General features: G+C 63.4%; 24 protein-coding genes. 12 read left to right on the top strand and 12 right to left on the bottom strand.

Annotated elements, in window-relative coordinates:
• Positions 1-27: 27 nt before the first annotated feature.
• From QRN70_RS19850 to QRN70_RS19840, 3 genes are read left to right on the top strand one after another with little or no spacing between them, the layout of a single operon-like run.
• The gene (locus QRN70_RS19850; RefSeq protein ID WP_285419610.1) at positions 28-1,836 is read left to right on the top strand and encodes a sensor histidine kinase; all 1,809 of its coding nucleotides are present in this window, start codon (positions 28-30) and stop codon (positions 1,834-1,836) included.
• Complete coding sequence (locus QRN70_RS19845) at positions 1,833-3,221, top strand: sigma-54-dependent transcriptional regulator (RefSeq protein WP_285419609.1); 1,389 nt, start codon at positions 1,833-1,835, stop codon at positions 3,219-3,221. Before QRN70_RS19850 ends, QRN70_RS19845 begins: the two co-directional genes overlap by 4 nt.
• Positions 3,222-3,249: 28 nt before the next feature.
• Positions 3,250-3,705 (top strand): thioesterase domain-containing protein, encoded by a 456-nt coding sequence (locus tag QRN70_RS19840; protein ID WP_285419608.1) that lies wholly within the window; start codon positions 3,250-3,252, stop codon positions 3,703-3,705.
• Between the two features lie 86 nt (positions 3,706-3,791).
• Here the strand turns inward: QRN70_RS19840 and cysQ are convergent, their stop codons facing one another.
• Together cysQ and nudE are read right to left on the bottom strand one after the other, a co-directional pair.
• A complete protein-coding gene (gene cysQ, locus QRN70_RS19835; protein ID WP_285419607.1) occupies positions 3,792-4,619 on the bottom strand; it encodes a 3'(2'),5'-bisphosphate nucleotidase CysQ in 828 nt (275 codons plus the stop codon).
• A gap of 11 nt (positions 4,620-4,630) precedes the next feature.
• Complete coding sequence (nudE, locus tag QRN70_RS19830; protein WP_285419606.1) at positions 4,631-5,197, bottom strand: ADP compounds hydrolase NudE; 567 nt, start codon at positions 5,195-5,197, stop codon at positions 4,631-4,633.
• Positions 5,198-5,285: 88 nt separating this feature from the next.
• Here nudE and yrfG point away from each other — a divergent pair, with 88 nt between their 5' ends.
• Positions 5,286-5,948, top strand: a complete 663-nt coding sequence (yrfG, locus tag QRN70_RS19825; RefSeq protein WP_285419605.1) for a GMP/IMP nucleotidase — start codon at positions 5,286-5,288, stop codon at positions 5,946-5,948.
• A gap of 85 nt (positions 5,949-6,033) precedes the next feature.
• On the opposite strand, the gene lysM is transcribed toward yrfG, so the two are convergent.
• Positions 6,034-6,474 carry a peptidoglycan-binding protein LysM gene (gene lysM, locus QRN70_RS19820; RefSeq protein WP_027611221.1) on the bottom strand — a complete coding sequence of 147 codons (441 nt, stop codon included), beginning with the start codon at positions 6,472-6,474 and terminating at the stop codon, positions 6,034-6,036.
• 137 nt (positions 6,475-6,611) lie between these two features.
• On the opposite strand from lysM, the gene QRN70_RS19815 reads away from it, so the two are divergent.
• The 4 genes from QRN70_RS19815 to QRN70_RS19800 all read left to right on the top strand — a co-directional run bounded on the left by QRN70_RS19815 (position 6,612) and on the right by QRN70_RS19800 (position 11,499).
• Positions 6,612-7,499 (top strand): LysR family transcriptional regulator, encoded by an 888-nt coding sequence (locus tag QRN70_RS19815; RefSeq protein ID WP_285419604.1) that lies wholly within the window; start codon positions 6,612-6,614, stop codon positions 7,497-7,499.
• Positions 7,500-7,591: 92 nt separating this feature from the next.
• Entirely contained in the window at positions 7,592-8,431 is an 840-nt protein-coding gene (gene fdhD / locus QRN70_RS19810) for a formate dehydrogenase accessory sulfurtransferase FdhD (RefSeq protein ID WP_285419603.1), read from the top strand.
• The gene (locus QRN70_RS19805; RefSeq protein WP_285419602.1) at positions 8,428-10,776 is read left to right on the top strand and encodes an FdhF/YdeP family oxidoreductase; all 2,349 of its coding nucleotides are present in this window, start codon (positions 8,428-8,430) and stop codon (positions 10,774-10,776) included. Before fdhD ends, QRN70_RS19805 begins: the two co-directional genes overlap by 4 nt.
• Positions 10,777-11,022: 246 nt before the next feature.
• The gene (locus QRN70_RS19800; RefSeq protein ID WP_285419601.1) at positions 11,023-11,499 is read left to right on the top strand and encodes a glycine zipper domain-containing protein; all 477 of its coding nucleotides are present in this window, start codon (positions 11,023-11,025) and stop codon (positions 11,497-11,499) included.
• A gap of 67 nt (positions 11,500-11,566) precedes the next feature.
• Here QRN70_RS19800 and QRN70_RS19795 read toward each other — a convergent pair whose 3' ends face one another.
• The 3 genes from QRN70_RS19795 to QRN70_RS19785 all read right to left on the bottom strand — a co-directional run bounded on the left by QRN70_RS19795 (position 11,567) and on the right by QRN70_RS19785 (position 15,357).
• The gene (locus tag QRN70_RS19795; protein WP_285419600.1) at positions 11,567-11,986 is read right to left on the bottom strand and encodes an acyl-CoA thioesterase; all 420 of its coding nucleotides are present in this window, start codon (positions 11,984-11,986) and stop codon (positions 11,567-11,569) included.
• Positions 11,987-12,083: 97 nt separating this feature from the next.
• Positions 12,084-13,310 (bottom strand): 3-hydroxyacyl-CoA dehydrogenase, encoded by a 1,227-nt coding sequence (locus tag QRN70_RS19790; protein WP_285419599.1) that lies wholly within the window; start codon positions 13,308-13,310, stop codon positions 12,084-12,086.
• Between the two features lie 118 nt (positions 13,311-13,428).
• Complete coding sequence (locus tag QRN70_RS19785; RefSeq protein ID WP_285419598.1) at positions 13,429-15,357, bottom strand: RecQ family ATP-dependent DNA helicase; 1,929 nt, start codon at positions 15,355-15,357, stop codon at positions 13,429-13,431.
• Positions 15,358-15,603: 246 nt separating this feature from the next.
• Here QRN70_RS19785 and QRN70_RS19780 point away from each other — a divergent pair, with 246 nt between their 5' ends.
• Entirely contained in the window at positions 15,604-15,732 is a 129-nt protein-coding gene (locus QRN70_RS19780; protein WP_285419597.1) for a hypothetical protein, read from the top strand.
• Between the two features lie 8 nt (positions 15,733-15,740).
• Here QRN70_RS19780 and QRN70_RS19775 read toward each other — a convergent pair whose 3' ends face one another.
• The 3 genes from QRN70_RS19775 to hslO form a co-directional block, all read right to left on the bottom strand.
• Positions 15,741-16,244 carry a polysaccharide deacetylase gene (locus tag QRN70_RS19775; RefSeq protein ID WP_285419596.1) on the bottom strand — a complete coding sequence of 168 codons (504 nt, stop codon included), beginning with the start codon at positions 16,242-16,244 and terminating at the stop codon, positions 15,741-15,743.
• Positions 16,245-16,529: 285 nt separating this feature from the next.
• Positions 16,530-18,071 (bottom strand): phosphoenolpyruvate carboxykinase, encoded by a 1,542-nt coding sequence (locus tag QRN70_RS19770; protein WP_285419595.1) that lies wholly within the window; start codon positions 18,069-18,071, stop codon positions 16,530-16,532.
• Between the two features lie 181 nt (positions 18,072-18,252).
• Complete coding sequence (hslO, locus tag QRN70_RS19765) at positions 18,253-19,155, bottom strand: Hsp33 family molecular chaperone HslO (RefSeq protein ID WP_285419594.1); 903 nt, start codon at positions 19,153-19,155, stop codon at positions 18,253-18,255.
• 104 nt (positions 19,156-19,259) lie between these two features.
• Between hslO and QRN70_RS19760 the strand changes: the two genes are divergently transcribed.
• A complete protein-coding gene (locus QRN70_RS19760; protein ID WP_285419593.1) occupies positions 19,260-20,063 on the top strand; it encodes a phosphatase PAP2 family protein in 804 nt (267 codons plus the stop codon).
• Positions 20,064-20,216: 153 nt separating this feature from the next.
• Here QRN70_RS19760 and QRN70_RS19755 read toward each other — a convergent pair whose 3' ends face one another.
• Positions 20,217-20,624, bottom strand: coding sequence for an RNA-binding S4 domain-containing protein (locus QRN70_RS19755; protein ID WP_285419592.1), 408 nt, complete (start codon positions 20,622-20,624; stop codon positions 20,217-20,219).
• A 217-nt stretch (positions 20,625-20,841) separates the two neighbouring features.
• On the opposite strand from QRN70_RS19755, the gene rimB reads away from it, so the two are divergent.
• Together rimB and rimK are read left to right on the top strand one after the other, a co-directional pair.
• A complete protein-coding gene (gene rimB, locus QRN70_RS19750; protein ID WP_065257793.1) occupies positions 20,842-21,321 on the top strand; it encodes a retropepsin-like aspartic endopeptidase RimB in 480 nt (159 codons plus the stop codon).
• Positions 21,318-22,223, top strand: coding sequence for a 30S ribosomal protein S6--L-glutamate ligase (rimK, locus tag QRN70_RS19745; RefSeq protein WP_007949201.1), 906 nt, complete (start codon positions 21,318-21,320; stop codon positions 22,221-22,223). Before rimB ends, rimK begins: the two co-directional genes overlap by 4 nt.
• Before the next feature lie 91 nt (positions 22,224-22,314).
• Here rimK and QRN70_RS19740 read toward each other — a convergent pair whose 3' ends face one another.
• Together QRN70_RS19740 and ompR are read right to left on the bottom strand one after the other, a co-directional pair.
• Positions 22,315-23,628: an ATP-binding protein gene (locus QRN70_RS19740; RefSeq protein ID WP_027922236.1), complete on the bottom strand. Its 1,314-nt coding sequence runs from the start codon at positions 23,626-23,628 to the stop codon at positions 22,315-22,317.
• Between the two features lie 114 nt (positions 23,629-23,742).
• Positions 23,743-24,483 carry an osmolarity response regulator transcription factor OmpR gene (gene ompR / locus QRN70_RS19735; protein ID WP_285419591.1) on the bottom strand — a complete coding sequence of 247 codons (741 nt, stop codon included), beginning with the start codon at positions 24,481-24,483 and terminating at the stop codon, positions 23,743-23,745.
• Positions 24,484-24,540: the final 57 nt, after the last annotated feature.

Genomic DNA, 24,540 nt, shown 5'->3' with positions numbered 1-24,540 from the left:
TGCGCCTGTACCCACAGGCGCACGCTCATGAAACCAACCCTCCCCCGTCGCCCCCGCTGGCGCAGCCTCGCCCTGCTGGCCCTGTGCCTGGCTCCGCTGCTGTGGCCGCTGGAGCATCTGGCCGAGCGCTACTACCGCAGCGAACTGATCGGGCAGAATCGGCAGACCCTCGACCTGTACGTCGCCAACCTGCTGGGCACCCTGCATCGCTATGAGGTGCTGCCGCAGATTCTCGGCGACCTGCCAGCACTGCGTGCGGTGCTGGGGGCTCCGGACGACGGCGTCAGCCAGGGCAATGCCAACCGCCTGCTGAAAAACATCGCGGCGCAGACCGGCGCCGAAGTCATGTACCTGATGGACACGTCCGGGCAGACCCTGGCAGCGTCGAACTGGGACAAGCACGACAGTTTCGTCGGACGCAATTTCGCCTTCCGACCGTATTTCAGCGAAGCCATGGCCGGCCGGCTCGGACGCTTTTTCGGCCTTGGCACCACGTCCGCCAAGCGCGGCTACTTTTTTGCCGCCGCCGTGCGCAACGGTGAAAAAGTCATCGGCGTGCTGGTGATCAAGGTCGACCTCGACCACACCGAGAGCCTGTGGGGCAAGACCCCGGAACAGTTATTGGTGACCGATCACAACGGCGTGGTGATCCTCACCTCGCGCCCGGAATGGCGCTTTCGCTCGACGCGCACGCTGAGCGACAGCGAACGCGCAGCGATCACGGCGATCCAGCCCTATCCGACCCGCGAGCCGCGCCCGCTGAACCTCAGCAGCAGCGCCTGGCTGACCCAGACCGTGAACATCGCCGAGACCGGCTGGAGCGTCAGCATCCTCGCCCCGCGCACGCTGATCGACCGGCCGGTGCGCACCGTGGTGGCCATCGGTGGCGCGACCTTGCTGGTGGTCATGCTGTTGCTCGGGCTGATGATGCAGCGCCGGCGGCATTACCTGGAGCGCATCGCTTTCGAGGCCAAGGCGCGGCGCGAACTGGAAGGCCGAGTCGCCGAACGTACCAGCGATCTCGAAGGCCTCAACCGCCGCCTGAAAGAAGAAGTGCTCGAGCGCGAACAGGCCCAGCAGGAACTGGTGCGCGCCCAGGACGACCTGGTACAGGCCGGCAAGCTGTCAGCGTTGGGCACCATGTCGGCGAGCATCAGCCACGAACTCAATCAGCCGCTGGCGGCCATCCGCAGCTACGCCGAGAACGCCGAAGTGCTGCTCGATCACCAGCGCACCGAGGACGCCCGCGGCAACCTCAAGCTGATCAGCGAACTGACCGGGCGCATGGCCTCGATCATCGCTCACCTGCGCGCCTTCGCCCGTCGCGACCGCCACGCCCCGGAAAGCGTCGCCCTGCAACCGGCGCTGGACGATGCCCTGGCGCTGCTGGCCAAGCGCCGGCGCAGCATGGACGTCGAACTGATCCGCGACCTGCCCGCCGCCACCCTGTGGGTCGAGGCCGGGGAAACCCGCCTGCGCCAGGTGCTCGGCAACCTGCTGGCCAACGCCCTCGATGCCCTGACCGAGAAAGGCCCGCCGCGCAAATTGTGGCTGAGTGCCGAATCCACCGCCGACGGCGTCAACCTGTACATTCGCGACAACGGCCCGGGGTTCTGCATGGAAGCCCTCGGCCGCGCCAGCGAGCCCTTCTACACCACCAAGACCCGCACCCAGGGCCTTGGCCTGGGCCTGGCGATCTGTGAAACCCTGATGCGCGCCTTCGGTGGCGAACTGTCGTTCGCCAACCACAAGCAAGGTGGCGCCCTGATTACCCTGCGGCTGCGCGCCGGCGCGCCCGGGGTCAGCCTGCAACCGTCCGAGGATCGAAGTGCATGACCATCGACAATCGCATTCAGGTGGTGCTGATCGACGACGACCCGCACCTGCGTCAGGCCCTCGGCCAGACCCTGGACCTGGCCGGCCTGAAGATCCTGTCGTTGTCCGCCGCCAACGGCCTGGCCGGGCAACTGGAGCGCGACTGGCCCGGTGTGGTGGTCAGCGATATCCGCATGCCGGGCATGGACGGCCTCGACCTGCTCGGCGAACTGCACGCCCTCGACCCGGAGCTGCCGGTGCTGCTGATCACCGGCCACGGCGACGTGCCGCTGGCGGTGCAGGCAATGCGCGCCGGGGCCTATGACTTCCTGGAAAAACCGTTCGCCAGTGACGCCTTGCTCGACAGCGTGCGCCGCGCACTGGCCCTGCGCCGGCTGGTGCTGGACAACCGCAGCCTGCGCATGGCGCTGAGCGATCGCAACGAACTGAGCGCGCGGCTAGTCGGGCAGTCGGCACCGATGCTGCGCCTGCGCGAGCAGATCGGCGCCCTCGCGGCGACCAAGGCCGACGTGCTGATCCTCGGTGAAACCGGCGCCGGCAAGGAAGTCGTGGCGCGCGCCCTGCACGACCTGTCGAGCCGGCGCAACGGCCCGTTCGTGGCGATCAACGCCGGCGCGCTGGCCGAGTCGGTGGTCGAAAGCGAGCTGTTCGGCCATGAACCGGGGGCCTTCACCGGCGCGCAGAAACGCCGCATCGGCAAGTTCGAATTCGCCAACGGCGGCACGCTGTTCCTCGACGAAATCGAAAGCATGAGCCTCGATGTGCAGGTGAAACTGCTGCGCATGTTGCAGGAACGCGTGGTCGAGCGGCTCGGCGGCAATCAACTGATCCCGCTGGACATCCGCATCATCGCCGCCACCAAGGAAGACCTGCGCCAGGCGGCCGATCAGGGCCGTTTCCGCGCCGACCTGTATTACCGCCTCAACGTCGCGCCGCTGCGCATCCCGCCGTTGCGCGAGCGTGGCGAGGACGCGCTGGTGCTGTTCCAGCACTTCGCCGACGAGGCCAGCGCCCGTCACGGTCTGCCGCCGCATCCGCTGCAACCGGCGCAACGTGCGCTGCTGTTGCGTCATCCATGGCCGGGCAATGTCCGCGAGTTGCAGAACGCCGCCGAACGCTTCGCCCTGGGCCTGGAACTGGCGCTGGACAACACGCCGCCGGACGGCGCGGGTGGCGCTGCGGTCGCGCTCACCGGTGGTGGCCTCAGCGAACAGGTCGAGCACTTCGAAAAGTCGCTGATCGCCGCCGAACTGGCGCGCTCGCACAGCTCGGTGCGCAGCCTCGCCGAAGCCCTCGGCATTCCGCGCAAGACCCTGCACGACAAATTGCGCAAGCACGGCCTGAACTTCGCCGACAGCGCCAGCCACGCAGACGAAGCCGAATGATCAGCACCCTTGCACACGAGGTCCGGGCATGAAAGACCACAGTCGCTATCTCGAAGAGGTGCTGCATCACGACATCCCCCTGACCCGCGACATGGGTCTCAAGGTGCTGGACTGGCAGGCACACCAGCTGCGCCTGCACTTGCCGCTCGAAGCCAACGTCAACCACAAGAGCACCATGTTCGGCGGCAGTCTCTACTGTGGCGCGGTGCTGGCGGGTTGGGGCTGGCTGCATTTGCGCCTCAGGGAAGCAGGCATCGTCGACGGGCACATCGTGATTCAGGAAGGCCAGATCAGCTACCCGTTACCGGTCACCGGCGACGCCACGGCAATCTGCGCGGCACCGGAGGCGGCGGTGTGGAAGAAGTTTCTGGCGATGTATCAGCGCTACGGGCGGGCGCGGTTGACGCTCAACACGCGGATCGTCAATGCCGGCAGTGATGAGGCTGCGGTGACGTTCAGCGGGCAGTACGTGCTGCACCGCTGAAGCAAAAGATCGCAGCCTGCGTCAGCGCCTGCCGGGACAGGCAAAATCCCCTGCAGGAGCTTACGCAGACTGCGATCTGTTTGAGCCTAGGCGCGGGACAGCTCCAGCAGCCTGGCGCGCCACGCCGCTTTCGCCGGCAGCGCCAGGAAGAACGCATTGCGCAACGACTCGCGCGCCGGGTAACAGAACGCTTCGCCCTGCAGATCGACCACTTCACCGCCTGCGCCTTCGAGCACGCCCTGCGCGGCGGCGGTGTCCCACTGCGACGTCGGGGCCAGTCGCGGATAACAATCCGCCGCTCCTTCGGCCAACAGGCAGAACTTCAGCGAGCTGCCGATGTTCGCCAGTTGCAGCTCGCCCAGGCTGGCACTCAGACCGGCGAGCAGACGCTCCTGCTCCGGGCTCGAATGCCGACGGCTGGCAACCACGGTGAACGTCTCACCGGGCTTGAGCGCCTCACGCACGTGAATCGCGACCGGCGAGCCGCCGGTGTCGCCACGCCACGCGCCGAGCCCGGCACCACCGACATAGAACCGGCCATTGGTCGGCATCGACACCACGCCAAACACCACCCGACCGTTTTCGATCAGGGCGATGTTGACGGTAAATTCTTCACTGCCGCTGATGAACTCCTTGGTGCCATCCAGCGGATCGACCAGCCACCAGCGCTGCCACCCGGCACGCACGCTCTGCGGGATGTCGGCGTCTTCTTCGGAGAGCACCGGAATGCTCGGATCCAGCGCCGTCAACCCGGCCACGATCACGTGGTGCGCGGCGAGGTCCGCGGCGGTCACCGGTGAGTCATCGGACTTGGCCGTGACTTCTACGCCGGCACGCCAGAACGGCAGGATCGCTTCGCCAGCCTGCAAGGCCAGTGCAACCACCGGCGCCATCAACGGATGGGGAAAATTCATCGACATCTCACTCATGACTGAAAGAACCCGCGCTGGCTCAGCAGATCGCGGGCCAGGTACAACGCCGCCAGGGCACGACCTTCGGAAAATTGCGGATTCTGCGCCAGCGCCGCGAGGTCGCGCAGGTTGACCCTGTCGACGCGCATCGGCTCCGGCTCGTCGCCCTCCAGGCGCTCTTCGTACAGATCGGTGGCCAGCACCACCTGGATCTTCTGGCTCATGTAGCCCGGGGACAGCGACAGTTCGGTGAGGTGTTCCAGTTGCCTGGCGCCGTAACCCGCCTCTTCCTTGAGTTCCCGCTCGGCCGCCGCCAGCACGTCTTCACCGGGCTCGATCAGGCCCTTGGGCAGCGACAGTTCGTACGCGTCGGTTCCGCCGCAATACTCCTCGACCAGCACCGCATGCTCGGCATCGAGCATCGCCACGATCATCACCGCGCCGTAGCCGGCACCCTTGCCGACCAGCCGCTCGTAGGTGCGCTCCACGCCATTGGAGAAGCGCAGTTTCAGCTCCTCGACGCAGAACAGACGACTGGTGGCGACGATTTCGCGGGCGAGTACGGTGGGTTTCTGGCGCATGCAAAGCTCCTTGGCGTTAACGCGCTACTATAACGCGGCTTTTCCGATTGTTTGCGTCGGATATCTTTCTACCGCTCGAGACGTTGCCATGCCTTCATTACCATGGTCCGCCATCGATACCGTTCTGCTGGACATGGACGGTACGCTGCTGGATCTGCACTTCGACAACCATTTCTGGCTGGAACACCTGCCCCAGCGCTACGCCGAACTGCACGGGGTCAGCCGGGCCATGGCCGACATGGAATTGCAGCCGCTGTTCGAGCGCAACGCCGGCCAGTTGCAGTGGTACTGCCTGGATTTCTGGAGCGCCGAACTGCAGCTTTCAGTGCGCGAACTGAAACTGGAAACCGCACACCTGATCGCCCTGCGCCCGGACGCCGATACCTTCCTGGAAGCGATAAGACGCGCCGGCAAGCGGGTGATCATGATCACCAATGCGCACCGCGATTCGCTGTCGCTGAAACTGGAGCGGGTGGAACTGGCGCCGTATTTCGAGCGGCTGATCAGCTCGCATGACTACGGTTTCCCCAAGGAAAATCCGCAGTTCTGGGACGCCTTGCAGGCCGATATCGGTTTCGACCCGGCCCGCAGCCTGTTCATCGATGACACCTTGCCGATCCTGCGCAGTGCGCGCGATTTCGGCGTGGCGCACCTGCTGGCGGTGAAGCAACCGGACAGCCGCAAGGGCCCGAAGGACACCGCGGAATTTGCCGCGGTCGAGGACTACCGCGAGCTGATTGTCGGACTCTGAGCCTGCAGGTGCCGACGCGTGCAACGCAGCTGCGATCCTGTCGCCAACGATCGCAGCCGCCGACAGCGCCTGTGCGGTTACCTGGTTACTCAGGAATACGCAGCGTCTGCCCCGGATAAATCTTGTTCACATCCTTGAGCATCGGCTTGTTCGCCTCGAAGATCTTGTTGTACTGGTTGGCATTGCCATACACCGCCAGGGAAATCGCGCTGAGGGTGTCGCCCTTTTTCACCACGACGAAGCGCGCGGCGGCCACTACCGGCCCGGTCACGGTGATCTGGTCGTCAACGCTGCCGACGCCTTCGATATTGCCCACGGCCAGCAGAATCTTCTCTTTCTCTTCCTGACTCGCCACCTCACCGGTGACTGTGACCTTGTCACCGTCCACGGTGGCCTGGACGTTCGGGTTACCCAGGCCGACCTTGCTGATGTGTTCCTTCAACTGCTCGCTGGCATTGGCGTTGCCGGGGGTCAGCAGATCGATCAGTTTTTCACCGGCCTCTTTCACAAAGCTCAAAAGACTCATAGCACACACTCCTTGATTTGGGTTCCAGACGTCCAAGCCTAGACCACCACAGGCCAACCCGGTTCCAGGCCGACCAATGACCCGGGCCCCGGGCAAGCGGTAGAATCGCCCACCCCTGCCAGCGCCCCGGAGCGAAGATGGACATCAAGCAGCTGAAATTCCTCATCGCCCTCGACGAAACCCGCCACTTCGGCCAGGCCGCCGCGCGCTGCCACATCACCCAGCCAACGCTGTCGATGCGCCTGCGCAGCCTCGAGGAAGAACTCGACCTGCCGCTGGTCAACCGCGGCCAGCGCTTCGAAGGCTTCACCGCGCCGGGCGAGCGCGTGCTGGCCTGGGCGCGCACGGTGCTGGCGGCCTACGACGGCTTGCAGGCCGAAGCGGCGGCGTGTCGCGGCAACCTGATCGGCACCTTGCGCCTGGGGGTGGTGCCGCTGTCGAGTTTCGATCCGTTGCCGCTGATGCAGCGCCTGCACGGCGCGCACCCGAACCTGCGTTTCGAAATGTCGGCACTGAGTTCCGAGCAGATTCTCGAGCACCTGGCGAACAACCGCATCGATCTTGGTGTGTCCTACCTCGATCGCCTCGACAACGAACGCTTCGAATCCCTGGCATTCAGCGAAACCCGCATGGGCCTGCTCTACGATCAGCGCACCTTCAACTTCGGCGAGGCGCCGCTGAGTTGGGCGTCGCTGATTGAACTGCCGCTGGGCATGCTCACCAGCGGCATGCACTTTCGTCAGTCGATCGACCACAACTTCCACAGTCGCGGCCTGACCCCGCAGCCGCTGTTGCAGACCGACGCCGTGCATCAATTGTTACAAGCCGTGCACGGCGGGTTCTGCTGCGCAATCATGCCGCTGGAGGGCGGGCTCGAACGCCTCACCGATCACTTGCGCCTGCAACCGATCGAAAACGCCCGGACCCTGGCGCCGCTGGGCCTGATCATGCGCCGTGGCGCCCCGCGCTCGGCCCTGGCCGAAGCCTGTTTCGCGCTGTACGAGAAATCACCAGCGGCCGCTTGATCGACGGCATCTATCGATAGATCGACACTAGCGATTAGACGCGACAACTTGCCGCGCCTAGTCTTAACGTTGATCAATCCGTCGGTGATGCCATGAACGCCAAGCGCCCAGCCTGCGCGGCGCCTGCACTCGAAACGCCCGCGCCCGCCGCCAGCCAGACCTACAGCTACAGCGACCTGCCCCGCGAGGAATCGGCCAGCACCGCGCTGGCCGAGGAAGTCGCGTTGGCGATCGCCTACAACGGCATCAGCCAGGCGGTGATGCTGGTTACGCCAACCGACCTTGAGGATTTCATCGTCGGCTTCAGCCTGGGCAGCGGCATCATCGCCGACGCCAGCGACATCTATGACCTGCAACTGAGCGGCACCGGCTCGGCGCAATACGCCCAGGTGACTATCGCCAACCGCGCCTTCTGGAATCTCAAGCAACAGCGGCGGCAACTGGCCGGCACCAGCGGATGCGGCCTGTGCGGCGTGGAAGCGGTGGAGCAGGCATTGCCCGACCTCAAGGTATTGCCCGGCGCCCCACTGCCGCCCGCCGCCTGGCTGGAGGGCCTGCGCCAGCGCATCGGCGCGTTCCAGCCACTCGGCCAGCACTGCGGCGCCGTCCACGCCGCGGTGTTCATGAACGCCCGCGGTGAATTGCTGCTCGGCCGCGAAGACATCGGCCGACACAACGCCCTCGACAAACTGATCGGCGGCCTGCTCCGACAAAACATTTCCACCACGGGTGGCCTGGCGATTGTCACCAGCCGTTGCAGCCTCGAACTGATCCAGAAAGTCCTGCGTGCCGGCATCCAGACCCTGGTCAGCCTGTCCGCGCCCACCGGCCTTGCCGTGCAATGGGCCCGTCGTCACAACCTCAATCTCATCCACCTGCCGCAGAAGAATGCGCCGCGGGTCTACAGCCCAGCGATGGAGAACCAAGCGTGAGCCAACATCATCAAGCCGACCAGAAACCTGTCCCGCGCTACAAGCCTTACAAGGGCCCTGCCGGCGGCTGGGGTGCCCTGATCAGTGTGGCCCAGGCCTGGTTGACCAGCGACAACGCGCTGAAAAACCTGCGCATGATGCTCAAGACCAACCAGAACGGCGGCTTCGACTGCCCGGGCTGCGCCTGGGGCGATTCGCCGGAAAGCGGCATGGTCAAGTTCTGCGAGAACGGCGCCAAAGCGGTGAACTGGGAAGCGACCAAGCGCCGCGTCGACGCCAGGTTCTTCGCCAAACACAGCGTCACCGCGCTGCTGGAACAGAGCGACTACTGGCTCGAATACCAGGGCCGCCTGACCGAGCCGGTGGTCTACGACGCCGAAACCGATCGCTACAAACCGATCAGCTGGGAAGACGCGTTCGCCCTGATCGGCCGGCACCTGCAGGGCCTGTCGAGCCCGGATCAGGCCGAGTTCTACACCTCCGGTCGCGCCAGCAACGAAGCGGCGTACCTCTATCAGCTGTTCGTGCGCGCCTACGGCACCAACAATTTCCCCGACTGCTCGAACATGTGCCACGAGGCCAGCGGTGTGGCGCTGGCGCAGAGTGTCGGCGTCGGCAAGGGCACCGTGACCTTCGACGACTTCGAACACGCCGATGCGATTTTCGTCTGGGGCCAGAACCCCGGCACCAACCACCCACGCATGCTCGAGCCGCTGCGCGAGGCAGTGAAACGCGGCGCCCAGGTGGTGTGCATCAACCCGCTGAAGGAACGTGGCCTGGAACGCTTCCAGCACCCGCAGCATCCGCTGGAAATGCTCACCAACGGCGACAAGCCGACCAACACCGCGTACTTCCGCCCGGCACTGGGTGGCGACATGGCGGTGCTGCGCGGCATGGCCAAGTTCCTCCTGCAATGGGAACGCGATGCGCAGAAGGCGGGCGCGCCAGCGGTGTTCGATCACGACTTCCTCAACGAACACAGCGTCAACGTCCTCGAGTACCTGGGCGTGGTCGATGACACCCCGTGGGAGCAGATCGTCGCCCAGTCCGGCCTGACCCTGGTGAAAATCGAACAGGCGGCGCGCATGTACGCCAAAGGCAAGAACGTCATCATGTGCTGGGCGATGGGCATCACCCAGCACCGCCATTCCGTGCCGACCATCCAGGAAATCGCCAACCTGATGCTGCTGCGCGGCAACATCGGCAAGCCTGGTGCCGGCCTGTGCCCGGTGCGTGGCCACAGTAACGTGCAGGGCGACCGCACCATGGGCATCAACGAACGTCCGCCGGCGGCGTTCCTCGACTCCCTGGAGCGGCGCTTCCAGTTCAAGGTGCCGCGCCACAACGGCCACAACGTGGTCGAGGCCATTCATGCCATGGCCGAAGGTCGCGCCAAGGTGTTCATCGGTCTGGGCGGCAATTTCGCCCAGGCCACCCCGGACAGCCCGCGTACCTTCGCGGCGCTGAGCAATTGCGACCTGACCGTGCAGATCAGCACCAAGCTCAACCGCAGTCACCTCGCCCACGGCAAGGATGCGCTGATCCTGCCGTGCCTGGGCCGTACCGACATCGACATCCAGACCGAAGGCCCGCAGGCCGTTACCGTCGAAGACTCGTTCAGCATGGTGCACGCCTCCAATGGCCAGTTGCAGCCGCTGTCGAACCAGATGCGCTCGGAACCGGCCATCATCGCCGGGATCGCCGCCGCGACACTGGGCAGCAAACCGGTGGACTGGAACTGGCTGGTGGCCGATTACGGGCGCATCCGCGAACTGATTGCCGACACCATTCCCAACTTCAAAGACTTCAATGAGAAGATCAAACACCCGGGTGGTTTCTACCTGGGCAACAGCGCCGGGGCACGCAAGTGGAACACCGCGTCGGGGCGCGCCAACTTCCGCGCCAACCTGCTGCCCAAGGATCTGGTGCACGAACGCACCCGCGCCACCGGGCAACTGCCGGACCTGATCCTGCAGTCGATGCGCTCCCACGATCAGTACAACACCACGATCTACGGCCTCGACGACCGTTATCGCGGGGTCAAGGGCCAGCGCGACGTGCTGTTTGTCAACGAAGCCGACATCATTCGCCTGGGCTTCCGCCCGGGGCAGAAGGCCGACATCGTGTCGCTGTGGGACGATGGCCGCGAGCGCCGGGTGAAGGGCTTCACCCTGCTGGCGTTTGACATTCCTGCCGGCCAGGCAGCGGCGTATTATCCGGAGGTGAATCCGCTGGTGCCGCTGGAAAGCACCGGCGATGGCAGCCATACGCCGACATCGAAGTTCATCGCGATTCGCCTTGAGGCGGCGAGTGAGACGGGGTTGATCATGGCCAAGTCGGCTTGATTGAAAATCAGAGGATCGCCGCCCTCGGCAGCGATCCCTGGGCTTTTCGAACGCCCACAAAAAAGGCCGCTTTTGCATAAAAGCGGCCTGTCCGAAGTAGCTAAAGACCGGCGAAAAAGCGTTAAGTTCCGTAGATAAAACAGTAACTTGCAGTTTTGTATACAAGTCGTGTTATTCGTCGGATTTCGATTGTCACGCCTATTCCAGAGCCTCAGGATCGCGCCGTCATCCCTTTGAGGCTCCTCTATGAAGTTCTCCTCGATTCTCTTGTTGTCCCTTGGCCTGGTCAGCGGCTTCGCTTCTGCCGGAGGCACCACCGAAGCAGGTGTGGGCGGCGCATTGGGCGGGGTTCTTGGCTCGGTCGTCGGTCAGTCTTTAGGCGGCAATACAGGTTCAACCATTGGCGCGGCCCTAGGCGGCGCGGGTGGTAGCGCGGTCGGCGCCAACAAGCACAGCCGTGGCGAAGCGGCCATTGGCGGTGCGTTGGGCGCAGCCGGCGGCAACGTGGTCGGCCGCAGCATGGGCGGCACCACCGGCAGCCTGATCGGCGCCGCAGCAGGTGGCGGCGCCGGTGGCGCGCTGGGCAACTACATGGGCAACAAGAGCAATGACGACGACCGTCATTACGACCGTGGCCGCGACCGTCGCTACTACCGCGATGGTCACCCTGGCCGTGGCCATGCCTACGGTCATCGCAAGCACCACCGCTACTATCGCGACTGAGGCCAGGCCTCAACGGCCGCCAGCGCAAAATCGCAGCTCCCCCGGGCTGCGATTTTTTTTGCCTGCGTCAAACCGCCAGGCGCTGTAGCGCTTCGCGTAATCGGCCCGGAATCGCCACGGGCTGATTCGACGCCCGATCGACAAACACATGGACGAAGCGCCCCGCCGCGCAGGCTTCGCTCTCCCCGACCTTGAATACCGCCAGCTCGTATTGCACCGAACTGTTGCCCAGCTTGCCGACCCGCAAGCCGATTTCGATCAGGTCGGGGAAAGCAATCGAGGCGAAGTAGTCGCACGCCGAACTGACCACAAAACCCACCACTTCTCCGCCATGGATATCCAGGCCACCGACCTGGATCAGGTAGGTGTTCACCGCCGTGTCGAAGAAGCTGTAGTAGGTGACGTTGTTGACGTGACCGTAGGCGTCATTGTCGTGCCAGCGCGTGGTGATGGGCTGGAAGTGCGGGTAGTCGCTGCGTTGGTTCATGGGTGATTCTCATCCTGATCGTCCTCACGCCTGCCGTGAGTACGTTCACTATACCTGCGGCAGCGGCCCGGCCCGTGACGGCGTCCGCTGCGCCGAATCAGCGCTCGGCAAAGCCCTTGCCCTGCGCCGCCAGCTCGCCAATCAAGCGCGCCGGCTGCCACTGGGCACCCTGGCGCGTTTCCAGGGCGAGCAAGCGCTGGTGGATGTCTGCCAGCCCCTGCTGATCCGCCCAGGCCATCGGCCCGCCCTTGTCCGCCGGGAATCCGTAGCCGTTCAGGTACACCAGATCGATGTCGTGCGCCGACTGGGCAATGCCTTCCTGCAGGATTTTCGCTCCCTCGTTGACCAGTGCCAGCAGGCAGCGCTCGAGAATCTCTTGCGCGCCGATCTCCCGGCGCTGGAAACCCAACTCTTCACTGACCTGCAGCACCAGCGCATCGACTTCGGGATCATGCTCGGCCTGACGACTGCCCGGCTCGTAGTGGTAGTAACCGTCGCCGGTTTTCTGGCCGAACCGGCCCTTCTCACACAAGCGGTTGTCCACCTGCACTTCCGGCGCATCCTGGCCTGCGCCCGCCAGTTCGCGGGCGCGCCACTCCAGATCGATGCCGACCACGTCGTACATGCGAAACGGCCCCATGGCGAAACCGAAGCCCTGCAACGCGGCATCGACCTGCTGCGGATAAGCGCCTTCGAGCAGCATCTTGCGCGCTTCGAGCACATACGGATGCAGCATGCGATTACCGATGAAACCGTGGCAGTTGCCCGACACCACGCTGACCTTGCCCATGCGTTTGCCCAGCGCCAGCGCCGCCGCCAGTACTGCTGGCGCAGTCTGCGCGCCGCGGACGATCTCCAGCAGTTTCATGATGTGCGCCGGGCTGAAGAAGTGCAGGCCCAGCACTTGCGCCGGGCGTGTGGTGACCGCCGCAATCGCGTCGATATCCAGCGCCGAGGTGTTGCTCGCCAGCAACGCTTGCGGCTTGAGCACGCCATCGAGCTCACGGAAGATTTTCTGCTTGAGCTCAAGGTTTTCGTACACTGCCTCGATCACCAGATCGACAGAGCGAATTGCCGCATAATCCGCCGCGGCAACGATCCGGGCGATCCGCGCATCGGCTTCGGCCTGATCGATCCGTCCCTGGCGCACGTTGTGTGCATAGGTCTGCGCCACGGCGCCGAGTGCCTGCTCGAGCATCTGCGGATTGTTGTCGACCCACTGCACGCTGACACCGGCATTGGCCAGGCACATGACAATGCCCCGGCCCATGGTGCCCGCACCGATCACCGCAGCCTGCTGAATATCGAACGCTGTCTGGCTCATCGTTGTTCTCTTATTGGCGATCCAAAGACTGCTCTCACCTTAGTCAGGCACTGGCGGTTTTTGAAGTTTATTACCGTGATGATCGACATTCAGCGGATGGATGCAGCCCTGCAGACACTCATAGATTAGCCTGGGCCCAGCTGCGGACCTGCGCGTAGGGGTACTCCTCCAGCGCGGCAAAACCGGCAATCGCCCGCGCCTTGAGTTTGGTGAACAGCGGTACGCTGATCCCGCACAGGAAGCGGGTGACACGCTCCGCCGAGGGCGCATCGCCGGTGTGTTGTTGATGCCTGTGGATAAATTCACCGCACAGGCTCGCGAAGTTTTTATCCACAAGCGCTGGTAATTGCGGTGGTGCCGGTAGCCGTGCGACCTGACCGTGGCACACCGAACAATGCCCGCAGCGCTCGGGCGCATTGTGATCGCCGAAATACTCCGCCAGGCGAAAGCCCAGGCAGCGCTCGGTGGCGAACAACTCGAGCATGGCGTGGATCCGCGCCACCTCTGTCTGCTCGTGGCGAGTGAAATAGTCGTGCAACTCCGCGCTCAGGGCCTGACTGTCGAAGTCGCTTTGCAGCAGGCTGTAGACCTCGGTCATCTGCTTGCTCTCGAGCTCGACCCAGCCCTTCTCCTGGAAGTAGTCCAGCGCCTTCACCACCCGGTTGCGCTCGGCCGAATACTGCTGGTACATCGCCTCGAAATTCACCGTGGCCCAGGTGCGCGCGCGGCTCGATGTCTGGATGATTGCGGCGACGAAATCCTTGCGCTCGCCTGCAAATTGCCCGAGCAGCGCCTCGGGTTCCAGCAGATATTTGAACCGATACTCGGCGTAGTAGGCGTAGCGCGGGGCGATCAGACCGCGCAGTTCCAGCTGCACCAGCAACGTTTTGAGCGGTAGCGCGCGGATGTTGCTGTGGTCCGCCAGCGGCCCGAGGAGGAATTCCCATTGCCCCTCGGGCGCGGCGGCCTGCAACTCGTCCAGCACGTAGCGGATGCCGTCGCGCTCCGGCGTGTCGCCATAGACAAAATTCTCCAGCACGTTGAGGCTGTCGCGATTGGCCAGCACCAGACAGTCCGACGGCTGCCCGTCACGCCCGGCGCGGCCGATTTCCTGGCTGTAGTTCTCGATGGATTTCGGCAGATCGAAATGCACCACGTTGCGGATGTCGCTCTTGTCGATGCCCATGCCGAAGGCGATGGTGGCAACGATGCACCCGGCCTGTCCGGCCATGAAGCGCTGCTGGATCGCCTCGCGCTGTTCGTGGGGCAGCCCGGCGTGATACGCCTCGGCCGGGATGCCGTTGCGCTGCAGGTGTTCGGCAATGTACTCGGCGGTTTTCTGCAGGGTGACGTAGACGATGCTCGACTGGCCCCGGCGCTCGCTCATCCACGCCACCAGACGCTGGCGCTTGTCCTGGCCACGCACCGGCTCGACCAGCAGATTGAGATTGGATCGATAGAAACCGGTGGTGATGACATCAGTCGCGGCAATGGCGAATTTCGCCTGCATGTCGGCGATGACTTTCGGTGTTGCCGTGGCCGTCAGCAGCAGCGCTTGCGGGATGTTGAACTGGCGCTGGTAGTCCGGCAGCTTGAGGTAGTCGGGGCGGAAGTTGTGGCCCCACTCCGAGATGCAGTGCGCCTCGTCCACCACCAGCAGGGAGATCGGCACCTGCTGCAGGAAATTGCGGAAGCGCTCGTTTTTCAGGCGCTCCACGGAAATCATCAGGATCTTCAATTCGCCCGAACGGGCGCGGGCCATCACGTCATTGGCCTCGTCTCGCCCCTGTGCCGAATCGATGCTGCCGGCCGAGATGCCATGGCGCTGCAGGAACGCCAGTTGATCCTGCATCAACGCCAGCAGCGGCGAAACCACCAGCGTCAGGTGCGGCAGCAACAGCGCCGGCAACTGATAGCAAAGGGACTTGCCGGAGCCGGTGGGAAAGATTGCCGCGGCCGAGCAGCCGGCCAGCACGGCACTGACCGCTGCTTCCTGACCGGGTCGAAATCGGGGATAACCGAAAACCTGTTCCAGGGTGTTGTGCATTCGCTGTCACTCCTTTGACCGCTGCCATGCCATCAGCCTAGCGGGCAAATGCAGCGCGTCGAGAAAGGTCTGGGGGCCAAAACGATACCGGATGATACCGCGCCAGAGCGGGTATCACCGGCTCAAACCAGGAAACACTTTGCCCCTCGCCACACCGCTGGCCCTGAAGGTAACTTGCTCGGCCAGCCACGAACCCGCTTCGCGCCAGGACGGCCGATGCCCGTAGCTCCCGACCCAGGAATGACCATGTCGAATCGATTGAAACTGCCCCTCGCCCTCATCCTCGCCACCCTGCTGCTGGGCGGTTGCATGCGCGTACCCGATGACCTGCCACCGCTGGCCAGCGTGACGACGGGCCCCGGGGCCAGCGCCTGAGCGGCGGACTAGGGCTGCAACACGGCCACCCGCAATTGCTCGTTCAACACCCGCTCATGCTCACCCAGGCGCTTGCTCGCCCACAGGGCATGGGCCGGGCTGATGTCACCGGTGAACCCCGCCGCCAGCTGCCGCAGGTCTGCGACGCTGCGCACCCGCGGGCAGAACGCCTGGCCATCGCAGTTGTGGCTGGCATCGCGGTAGGCGCTGAGCAGGTCATCCCACAAACCGTCACGCACCTGCCTGATCGACGTGAGCCTCAACTGAGGTACGCCCAGGCGTTGTTTGAGCTCTGGCTCCTGCAGCGCCTCGCTGGCCAGCAGGGCTTTGCCGAACATCAGCACTTCGGCGCGCGACACCGTGTCGAAATCCGCCTGACTGGTCAGTACGTCGGGCCATCGACTGCGATCCGGATCACCCGGCACCCGCGTGGTGCCGGCATCGGTGGCCAGCGTCACACGGCAACCACCGGCCCACAGCAAAACGATCGAGGCCATTCGTAGCCACTGCATACCTAATTCCCTTTAAGCGTGTGTCGGACGCACAGGAGCGACCGACGGATTTTGTGGCGCGCACCTTACAGCGGTTTGAGCAGAAACGCCTGGCAATCGCGCAGGAATTTGCCGGCCTAGGGGTTTTGCCGTGGGATCGCGGAGGCTGCATGTCAGGCAAACACTTGAGCGCCGGTAAAACCCTGAGCTGGATATCCGCCACGAAGACCGAGGGATGACCGCCCAACCAGCGCCCACAAAAAAGCCGCCCCGAAGGGCGGCTTTTTCATTCGCTGCAAACCGATCTTACAACTTCGGTCCGGCAGCCTTGATCGCCTCGCTCACTTCGAACTTCTTGAAGTTCTCGATGAACAGACCGGCCAGTGCCTTGGCCGCTTCGTCGTACGCAGCCTTGTCAGCCCAGGTGTTGCGTGGGTTGAGCAGGTTGGTTTCGACGCCCGGTACGGCCAGTGGCACGTCGAGGTTGATGGTGTCCAGGTGCTCGGTGGCAGCACCGATCAGCGCGCCGCTCTGGATCGCTGCGATCACCGCACGGGTGGTCGGGATGTTGAAGCGTTTGCCGACGCCGTAGCCACCGCCGGTCCAGCCGGTGTTGACCAGGTAGACCTTGGAGCCGAAGCCGCGGATGCGCTTGATCAGCAGCTCAGCGTATTCACCGGCAGGACGCGGGAAGAACGGTGCGCCGAAGCAGGTGGAGAAGGTCGACTTGATGCCGCTGCCCGAACCCATTTCAGTCGAGCCCACCAGCGCGGTGTAGCCGGACAGGAAGTGGTAGGCCGCCTGTTCTTCGTTGAGGATCGACACTGGCGGCAGCACGCCGGTCAGGTCGCAGGTCAGGAAGATCACCGCGTTCGGCTCGCCGCCGAGGTTCTTCTCGGAACGCTTGGCAACGTGCTCCAGCGGGTACGCGGCGCGGCTGTTCTGGGTCAGGCTGACATCGGCGTAGTCGGCGTGCTTGGCGTCGTCGATGACGACGTTTTCCAGCACGGCGCCGTGCTTGATGGCTTTCCAGATGACCGGCTCGTTCTTCTCGGACAGGTCGATGCACTTGGCATAGCAACCGCCTTCGATGTTGAACACCACACCTTCGCCCCAACCGTGTTCGTCGTCACCGATCAGGTAACGGCTTTCGTCGGCTGACAGGGTGGTTTTACCGGTGCCCGACAGACCGAAGAACAGGGTCACGTCGCCTTCTTCGCCGATGTTGGCAGCGCAGTGCATTGGCAGCACGTCAGCGGCCGGCAGCAGGAAGTTCTGCACGGAGAACATGGCTTTCTTCATTTCACCGGCGTAACGCATGCCGGCAATCAGCACTTTCTTCTGCGCGAAGTTGATGATCACGCAACCGTCGGAGTTGGTGCCGTCACGCTCGGGCACGCACTCGAAGTTGGCCACGTTGAGCACTTGCCACTCTTCACGACCAGCCGGGTTGTACTGGGCCGGGTTGATGAACAGGCAACGACCGAACAGGTTCTGCCAGGCAGTCTGGGTAGTCATTTTCACGGCCAGGTAGTGATCTTCGGCCGCGCCTACATGCACGTGGGAAACAAAATGCTCTTGCGCGTTGTTGAACGCCTCGACGCGAGCCCACAGCGCATCGAACTTGTCGGCCGGGAACTTGCGGTTGATCGGGCCCCAGGCGATAGCGGCCTGGGTGGAAGGCTCTTCAACGATGAAACGGTCGACTGGCGAACGGCCGGTGCGGTGACCGGTGCGAACAACCAGAGCGCCGGTATCGGCAAGCTCGCCTTCACCGCGGTTCAGGGCTTCTTTTACCAGATCATCAACACTCAGATCGGTGTACACGGCGTTATTGGCTTGCGTCATGAGGTTCCCCGTCGGCCAGTGGCCGAGTGTGCTCCAAACGTTTTGTAGTAGAAAGTCGTGCACTACTACCGCGAAAAAAGTGGGCCGGATTATGCCAGAAAAGCCCAAAAAGAGTAGGGCCCTCCCGTCGTAACGGCGTAATTCCGTCGTTGAGCAGTGAATTTACCTGCGCTGAACCGTTTTAGTGCCGGGTATCTGACGGCGTCTCGACACCCGCTCCGGCGAACAATTGAGCGATATCCGCCGCATCGAACAGGTAGCGCTCGTTGCAGAACTGGCAATCGATCTCGACCTGGCCACCCTGTTCGGCAACCAGTTGCTGCGCATCTTCCAGTCCGAGACTGACCAGCGCATTGCCCGAGCGTTCCCGCGAGCAGCTGCAGCGAAAGCGCATTTTCTGCACGTCGAACAGGCGCACCTGCTCTTCATGGTAGAGGCGATGGAGCACGGTTTCGTTGTCCAGGCTCAGCAGTTCATCGGCGGTCAGGGTGCTGGCCAATGCTGTGATGTGCTGCCAGCTGGCGGCGCGTTCTTCTTCGTCTTTCAGGCGATCGGCGGGCAATTGCTGCAACAGCAGGCCACGGGCGCGACGACCGTCGGCGTACAGCTTGAAGCGGGTGCCAACCTGCTGCGACATGACGAAGTAGTTGGTGAAGCAATCGGACAGGGTTTCACCGTCGAGGTCGACGATGCCCTGGTAACGCTGGCCAGCGGTCGGGTCGACGGTCAAGGCCAGCACGCCGTTCGGCATCAGGTCGCCGAGGGTGGCGTCCGCGCTGATCTGCTCGGCGTGATAACGGGCCAGGCCACGGATATCACGTGCGCTGGAGCACTCGATCATCAGCAACGGCACCGGACCTTCCGACCGCGCCTGGAGAATCAGCAGGCCATCGAACTTCAGGGTGCCCACCAGCAACGCGGCGGCGGCCATCAGCTCGCCCAGCAATTGCGCAACCGGCTCCGGGTACGGGTGCTTGGCGAGGACTTCGGCGTAGCTGCGTTCCAGCGCCACCAGTTCGCCGCGAGTGTCGCTGTCATCAAAGATGAAGCGTTGGGTGTAATCGGTATCCGGTAGGTCGGTCATAGGTCTGGGTATCTGAATGTGATGACAAAATGGTTACAAAGCATGAAAATTTGCCTTTGCTGGCACCCTTTTTGGTGCCGCTGCTTAGCCATGGGAGGCATTTTATGAACAATCCGGGTTTGTTCCAATCAAGGTGGAACCTCGGCCGGCTGGTTCTGTGTAACGTGGTGCCCCTGGCACTGCTGGCTTTCTGGTTATGGCCTACGGGCAACATGCTGTGCACGATTTTCGACGAGTGGCTGTTCCGCTCGCTCAATGCACCGCTGGCCAGCAACCCGATATGGCTCCACATCTGGGCAATTGCAAGTCTGCGCCCGTTCGACATCGTTGTCGGGCTGATTCTGCTGACGCTACTGATCAAGGGCGACTGGGTATTCAAGGCGATCGATGTACGCCGCGCCTTTTTCGGTTTCCTCTCGATCCTGCTGCTGATGGTGGTGATCCGCGCGCTGTTTTCCAAGTTCGCCGACTACATGGACTGGCAGCACAGCAGTCCGTCGATGGTGCTCGAAGGCGCCGTACACATCAGCGACTACTTTCCGCACCTGGAAAAAACCTGGGAACTGAAAGACCGTTCGAGCCAGAGCTTCCCGGGTGACCACGCCTCGGTGCTGCTGATCTGGGCGCTGTTCATGGGCGTTTTCAGTCGTAGCGCCGGACAGTTCCTGGTGGTTTGGGGCCTGGCGCTGCTGTTCATGCTGCCGCGTCTGGTGGCCGGCGCCCATTGGGGCCAGGACGACTACATCGGCGGCCTGCTGCTGGCGGTGTGGGCGCTGGGTTGGGGCTACTACACGCCGTTTGCCTGTCACGCCGCGAATTTCTGGCTGAAGGTGACCGCGCCGATTTTCGCGTTGCTGGGCAAGCTGCCGCTGATTTCGCGAATGAGTGTGGTGGCGCCTACGCGCTGACGGTGGGTACACCCCCTGTGGCGAGGGAGCTGGTCGGTGGCTGCAGCTGTTGATCGGGTCGCATTTTGCAATACATGATCGACTGACCACGGAGGCCTTCCGGCCTCCAGCGCAAATGCGCACCCTCGCTACAATCCGACGCCCCGCGCACAACTATTCGCCGTTGCTGTTCCCACGAAATTTAAACAGATCCCGCCGCTGCTTCTTGCTCGGTTTGCCATCGGTGCTCACGCCCAGAGCACCGGCCTTGCGCATCGCGGCGGCGGCCTCGCGCCGGGCAATGCTGGCCTCGGTTTCGGCATACAGGGTCTGCGCTTCCGGCGCGCCACGGCGCACGATCGACAAGGCCTGCACCACCACCGTACGCTCTTCGAAACCGGCACGAATCTGCAATTCATCGCCAATGCGTGGCTCTTTGCCAGGCTTGCAGCGCTCGCCTCGACAATGCACCTTGCCACTCTCGATTGCCGCTTTGGCCAACGCGCGGGTTTTATAAAAACGCGCGGCCCACAGCCACTTATCGAGACGGACCTTGTCGTCCTCTTCGCTTTTTTGTGCCATGGAATTTCCTCATTCTGAAATATTGGTGAACTGTACTACCGTTTCTGTCGTGCCATGAATCACGCCGTCGCGGATTACACTGCGCGCATTCCGGCCGCTGCTTCAGCGGCGGGTAATCCGGGCTGTAGATATCTGTCGCCTTTTAACCATTATTCTGCGTGAATACCGCGCATCCGGCCCCGTGCGGGTCGAGCGGTTGTCACGGTTGAGCATTTTTTTGAAGACATTTGACCATTTGACCGTTGTCGGTCTGCGCGAGTGGGTGGCGCTTCCGGATCTGGGAGTCGCCGGCCTGCGGGCAAAAATCGACACCGGCGCCAGTACCTCGAGCCTGCACGCCACCGACATCGAGCCGTTCGAGCGCGATGGCGAGAAGTGGGTGCGTTTCACCGCGCACCTGGGCACGGTGGTGCAGTTGCGCCATCGGCGTTGCGAAGCACCGCTGGTCACGCGCAAGACCATCAAGAGTTCCAACGGCCAGGCCCAGGTGCGCTACGTCATCAGCACCACCCTGGCCCTCGGTGATCGGGTCTGGCCGGTGGAGTTCACCCTCGCCTGCCGCAAGTCCATGCGCTATCGCCTGCTGCTCGGCTCCAAAGCCCTGATCGATGGCCAGCTGGTGGTCAATCCGGGTATCAAATATGTACAAGACAAGCCGGTGTTCCCGGTATCTACCTCCTCCACAGGTGTTGCATGAAGATCGCTGTGCTGTCGCGAAATCCGCGTCTGTATTCCACCCGTCGCCTGGTCGAAGCCGGTACCGAACGCGGGCATGAAATGGTAGTGATCGACACCTTGCGCGCCTACATGAACATTGCCAGCCACAAACCGCAGATCCACTACCGGGGCAAACCGCTGGAAGGTTTCGATGCGGTGATTCCGCGGATCGGCGCGTCGGTGACGTTTTATGGCTGCGCGGTGTTGCGCCAGTTCGAAATGATGGGGGTGTTCCCGCTCAATGAATCGGTGGCGATCGCCCGCTCGCGGGACAAACTGCGCTCGCTGCAACTGCTGTCCCGTCGCGGCATTGGCCTGCCGGTGACCGGCTTCGCGCACTCACCCGACGACATTCCCGACCTGATCGACATGGTCAACGGCGCGCCGCTGGTGATCAAGGTGCTGGAGGGCACCCAGGGCATCGGCGTGGTGCTGTGCGAAACGGCAACGGCGGCGGAGTCGGTGATCGAAGCGTTCATGGGCCTGAAGCAGAACATCATGGTTCAGGAGTACATCAAGGAGGCCGGCGGCGCCGACATCCGCTGCTTCGTGGTCGGCGACAAGGTGATCGCGGCGATGAAGCGTCAGGCCAAGCCCGGAGAGTTCCGCTCCAACCTGCACCGTGGCGGCAGCGCCAGCCTGATCAAGATCACCCCGGAAGAACGCATGACCGCGTTGCGCGCCGCCAAGGTCATGGGCCTGGCCGTGGCAGGTGTGGACATCCTGCGTTCCAATCATGGGCCGCTGGTGATGGAAGTGAATTCGTCACCGGGCCTGGAAGGGATCGAAACCACCACCGGCAAGAACGTGGCGGGGATCATCATCGAACACCTGGAAAAGAACGGCGGGCCGAACATGACCCGCACCAAGGGCAAGGGCTGAAAAGCCAGCTTCGAGCGGCAGGCTCAAGCGACAAGTAAAAAACGCTTTTGCTTTCCGCTTGCAGCTTGAGGCTTGAGGCTTGCCGCTGCCCCTATACCGCATCCCGCGGCAACATCAACCCCAGCGGCAAGCGCACCCGCGCTTCCAACCCGCCTCCGGAGCGGTTGCGCAGTTCAACATTGCCGCCATGCATCGAAGCAATCCGCTTCACGATTGCCAGACCCAATCCCGTCCCCTTGCCGCCCCGGGCCCGGTCACCACGGGTAAACGGGTTGAAGATCGCCTCCAGCTCCGACGGATCGATGCCTGCGCCCCGATCCATCACGCTCAGCACCACATACGGCGCGCTGGTGTCACCGGACACATAGGCCGCGACTTCCACACCACTGCCAGCGTGATGCAGGGCGTTGCCAATGAGGTTGTTGAGCAGGCGCTTCATCGACACCCGCCGCAGCGGAAACGGCTGGATCGGCTCCAGACGCAGGCGCACCTTTTCCTCACTCTGGTTGTACGGCGCGGCCACTTCGCGCACCAGATCGCTGAGATCCACCTCCTCCACCGACTCGTCGCGACCGTCGCGAATGAACGCGAGGAACTGGTCGAGAATCGCGTCCATGTCTTCGATGTCGCGCACCATGTCGTCGGTCAGGTCGGTGCGATCGCCCATCAGTTCCAGCGACAGGCGCAGCCGCGTCAGCGGCGTGCGCAGATCATGGGAGACCCCGGCAAGCATCAGTTCGCGCTCGCGCCCGGCCTGTTCGACGTCTTCGGCCATCTGGTTGAACGCGCGGTAAACCTCGGTCATTTCGCTCGGCGTGTCGCTGATCGGCAGGCGCACGCTGCGCCCCTGGCCGAGCTGACGCGCAGCGTAGACCAGGCGCTTCAACGGCTGGTTGAGCTGGCTGACGAAGATCCACGCCGACGCGGTGGACAACAGGCCGATGGCGAGGAACCAGCCGAGCACGTTCCAGATTTTCTGGCCGCGCAACGGATGCGGGTACAGCGGTACTTTCAGCCAGCCATCGCCCAGGCTCGGCGCGCGCACCCACAGCGCCGGCGGCGAGTGCATGCGCAAGCGCACTTCGGTGTCGGCGCCCAGCTCCGCCTGCATCTGCCGCTGATAGATTTCGCTGTACGGCCAGTGCTGCTCGCCTTCCGGCACGCCGGCGCCGACCACCCGGATCAGGGTCGCGGCATCGGCGATCTTTGCGCGGTTTTCTTCATCGGCGGCCCAGTAGGCGCGCAGCGTCAGGGCGACACCGTGGCTGTATTGGCGATCCACCAGCACGTCCTCGTTCATCAACAGATAAACCAGGGTCAGCGCCTTGGAGAACAGCACAACGATGAGCACCAGCCACAGGGTGCGAGAGAAAAAACTTTGAGGGAACCAGACGGGGGTTTTCATGGATAACCGCTACACACTTGCAGGAGCGAGCAATGCTCGCATATTGCGGATTGCGAGTCTGCGGACGCGGTCATTGCACCACGGCCAGCCAGACCCGCTCCTACAAATCACCGATCACTTGGTGGCGGTGCCATCCGGTACGAACACGTAGCCCACGCCCCAGACGGTCTGGATGTAGCGCGGTTTCGACGGATCGGGCTCGATCATCCGGCGCAGACGGGAAATCTGCACATCGATGGAACGCTCCAGGGCATCCCACTCGCGGCCACGGGCCAGGTTCATCAGTTTGTCGCGGGTCAGCGGCTGACGGGCGTTCATCACCAGCGCCTTGAGCACCGCGAACTCACCGGTGGTGAGCATGTGCACTTCGTCGCCGCGTTTCAGTTCGCGGGTGGCCAGCGACAGCACGTAATCACCGAAGGTGACATTTTCGTCTTCGCTGCCCGGCGCGCCCGGCACCGGTGCGGCCTGACGGCGCAGGACCGCTTTGACCCGGGCCATCAGTTCGTCCGGATTGAACGGCTTGGCCAGGTAATCGTCGGCGCCCAGTTCCAGGCCCTTGATGCGGCTCAGCTCGTCGCCCTTGGCGGTGAGCATGATGATCGGAATCTGATTGTTCGCGCCGCGCAAACGCCGGCATGCGGTCAGGCCGTCTTCGCCTGGCAGCATGAGGTCGAGGACCACCAGGTTGAACACTTCACGCGACAGCAGACGATCCATCTGCTCGGTATTCGGTACGGCACGGGCACGGTAGCCCTTGCTGACGAAGAAGCGTTCCAGCAGGCTGCTCAGCCCCGGATCGTCGTCAACGATGAGAATTTTTTCGCCTTCAGCAGTTTGTGCAGTGCTGCTCATTGGATGCTCCTTTTAGCTCGGCGCGCATTATGGCGTAGCTGCCGTTATACGCACCGT

The sequence above is a fragment of the Pseudomonas sp. efr-133-TYG-5 genome (genome assembly GCF_030209175.1).
GTDB lineage: Bacteria > Pseudomonadota > Gammaproteobacteria > Pseudomonadales > Pseudomonadaceae > Aquipseudomonas.
The sequence above is the reverse complement of the archived record's forward strand: the minus strand, read 5'-3'. Positions and strand labels throughout refer to the sequence as shown.

Bases quoted from the DNA above. Each gene is read 5' to 3' on its own strand.
- hslO (WP_285419594.1), bottom strand. From the start codon at position 19,155: ATGACCGACCTACCGGATACCGATTACACCCAACGCTTCATCTTTGAT.
- QRN70_RS19845 (WP_285419609.1), top strand. From the start codon at position 1,833: ATGACCATCGACAATCGCATTCAGGTGGTGCTGATCGACGACGACCCG.
- fdhD (WP_285419603.1), top strand. From the start codon at position 7,592: ATGAACGCCAAGCGCCCAGCCTGCGCGGCGCCTGCACTCGAAACGCCC.
- ompR (WP_285419591.1), bottom strand. From the start codon at position 24,483: ATGAGCAGCACTGCACAAACTGCTGAAGGCGAAAAAATTCTCATCGTT.
- QRN70_RS19815 (WP_285419604.1), top strand. From the start codon at position 6,612: ATGGACATCAAGCAGCTGAAATTCCTCATCGCCCTCGACGAAACCCGC.
- QRN70_RS19770 (WP_285419595.1), bottom strand. From the start codon at position 18,071: ATGACGCAAGCCAATAACGCCGTGTACACCGATCTGAGTGTTGATGAT.
- QRN70_RS19840 (WP_285419608.1), top strand. From the start codon at position 3,250: ATGAAAGACCACAGTCGCTATCTCGAAGAGGTGCTGCATCACGACATC.
- QRN70_RS19755 (WP_285419592.1), bottom strand. From the start codon at position 20,624: ATGGCACAAAAAAGCGAAGAGGACGACAAGGTCCGTCTCGATAAGTGG.
- QRN70_RS19785 (WP_285419598.1), bottom strand. From the start codon at position 15,357: ATGCACAACACCCTGGAACAGGTTTTCGGTTATCCCCGATTTCGACCC.
- QRN70_RS19790 (WP_285419599.1), bottom strand. From the start codon at position 13,310: ATGAGCCAGACAGCGTTCGATATTCAGCAGGCTGCGGTGATCGGTGCG.
- lysM (WP_027611221.1), bottom strand. From the start codon at position 6,474: ATGAGTCTTTTGAGCTTTGTGAAAGAGGCCGGTGAAAAACTGATCGAT.
- QRN70_RS19800 (WP_285419601.1), top strand. From the start codon at position 11,023: ATGAAGTTCTCCTCGATTCTCTTGTTGTCCCTTGGCCTGGTCAGCGGC.
- nudE (WP_285419606.1), bottom strand. From the start codon at position 5,197: ATGCGCCAGAAACCCACCGTACTCGCCCGCGAAATCGTCGCCACCAGT.
- QRN70_RS19780 (WP_285419597.1), top strand. From the start codon at position 15,604: ATGTCGAATCGATTGAAACTGCCCCTCGCCCTCATCCTCGCCACCCTG.
- QRN70_RS19760 (WP_285419593.1), top strand. From the start codon at position 19,260: ATGAACAATCCGGGTTTGTTCCAATCAAGGTGGAACCTCGGCCGGCTG.
- cysQ (WP_285419607.1), bottom strand. From the start codon at position 4,619: ATGAATTTTCCCCATCCGTTGATGGCGCCGGTGGTTGCACTGGCCTTG.
- yrfG (WP_285419605.1), top strand. From the start codon at position 5,286: ATGCCTTCATTACCATGGTCCGCCATCGATACCGTTCTGCTGGACATG.
- QRN70_RS19740 (WP_027922236.1), bottom strand. From the start codon at position 23,628: ATGAAAACCCCCGTCTGGTTCCCTCAAAGTTTTTTCTCTCGCACCCTG.
- QRN70_RS19795 (WP_285419600.1), bottom strand. From the start codon at position 11,986: ATGAACCAACGCAGCGACTACCCGCACTTCCAGCCCATCACCACGCGC.
- QRN70_RS19775 (WP_285419596.1), bottom strand. From the start codon at position 16,244: ATGCAGTGGCTACGAATGGCCTCGATCGTTTTGCTGTGGGCCGGTGGT.
- QRN70_RS19850 (WP_285419610.1), top strand. From the start codon at position 28: ATGAAACCAACCCTCCCCCGTCGCCCCCGCTGGCGCAGCCTCGCCCTG.
- rimK (WP_007949201.1), top strand. From the start codon at position 21,318: ATGAAGATCGCTGTGCTGTCGCGAAATCCGCGTCTGTATTCCACCCGT.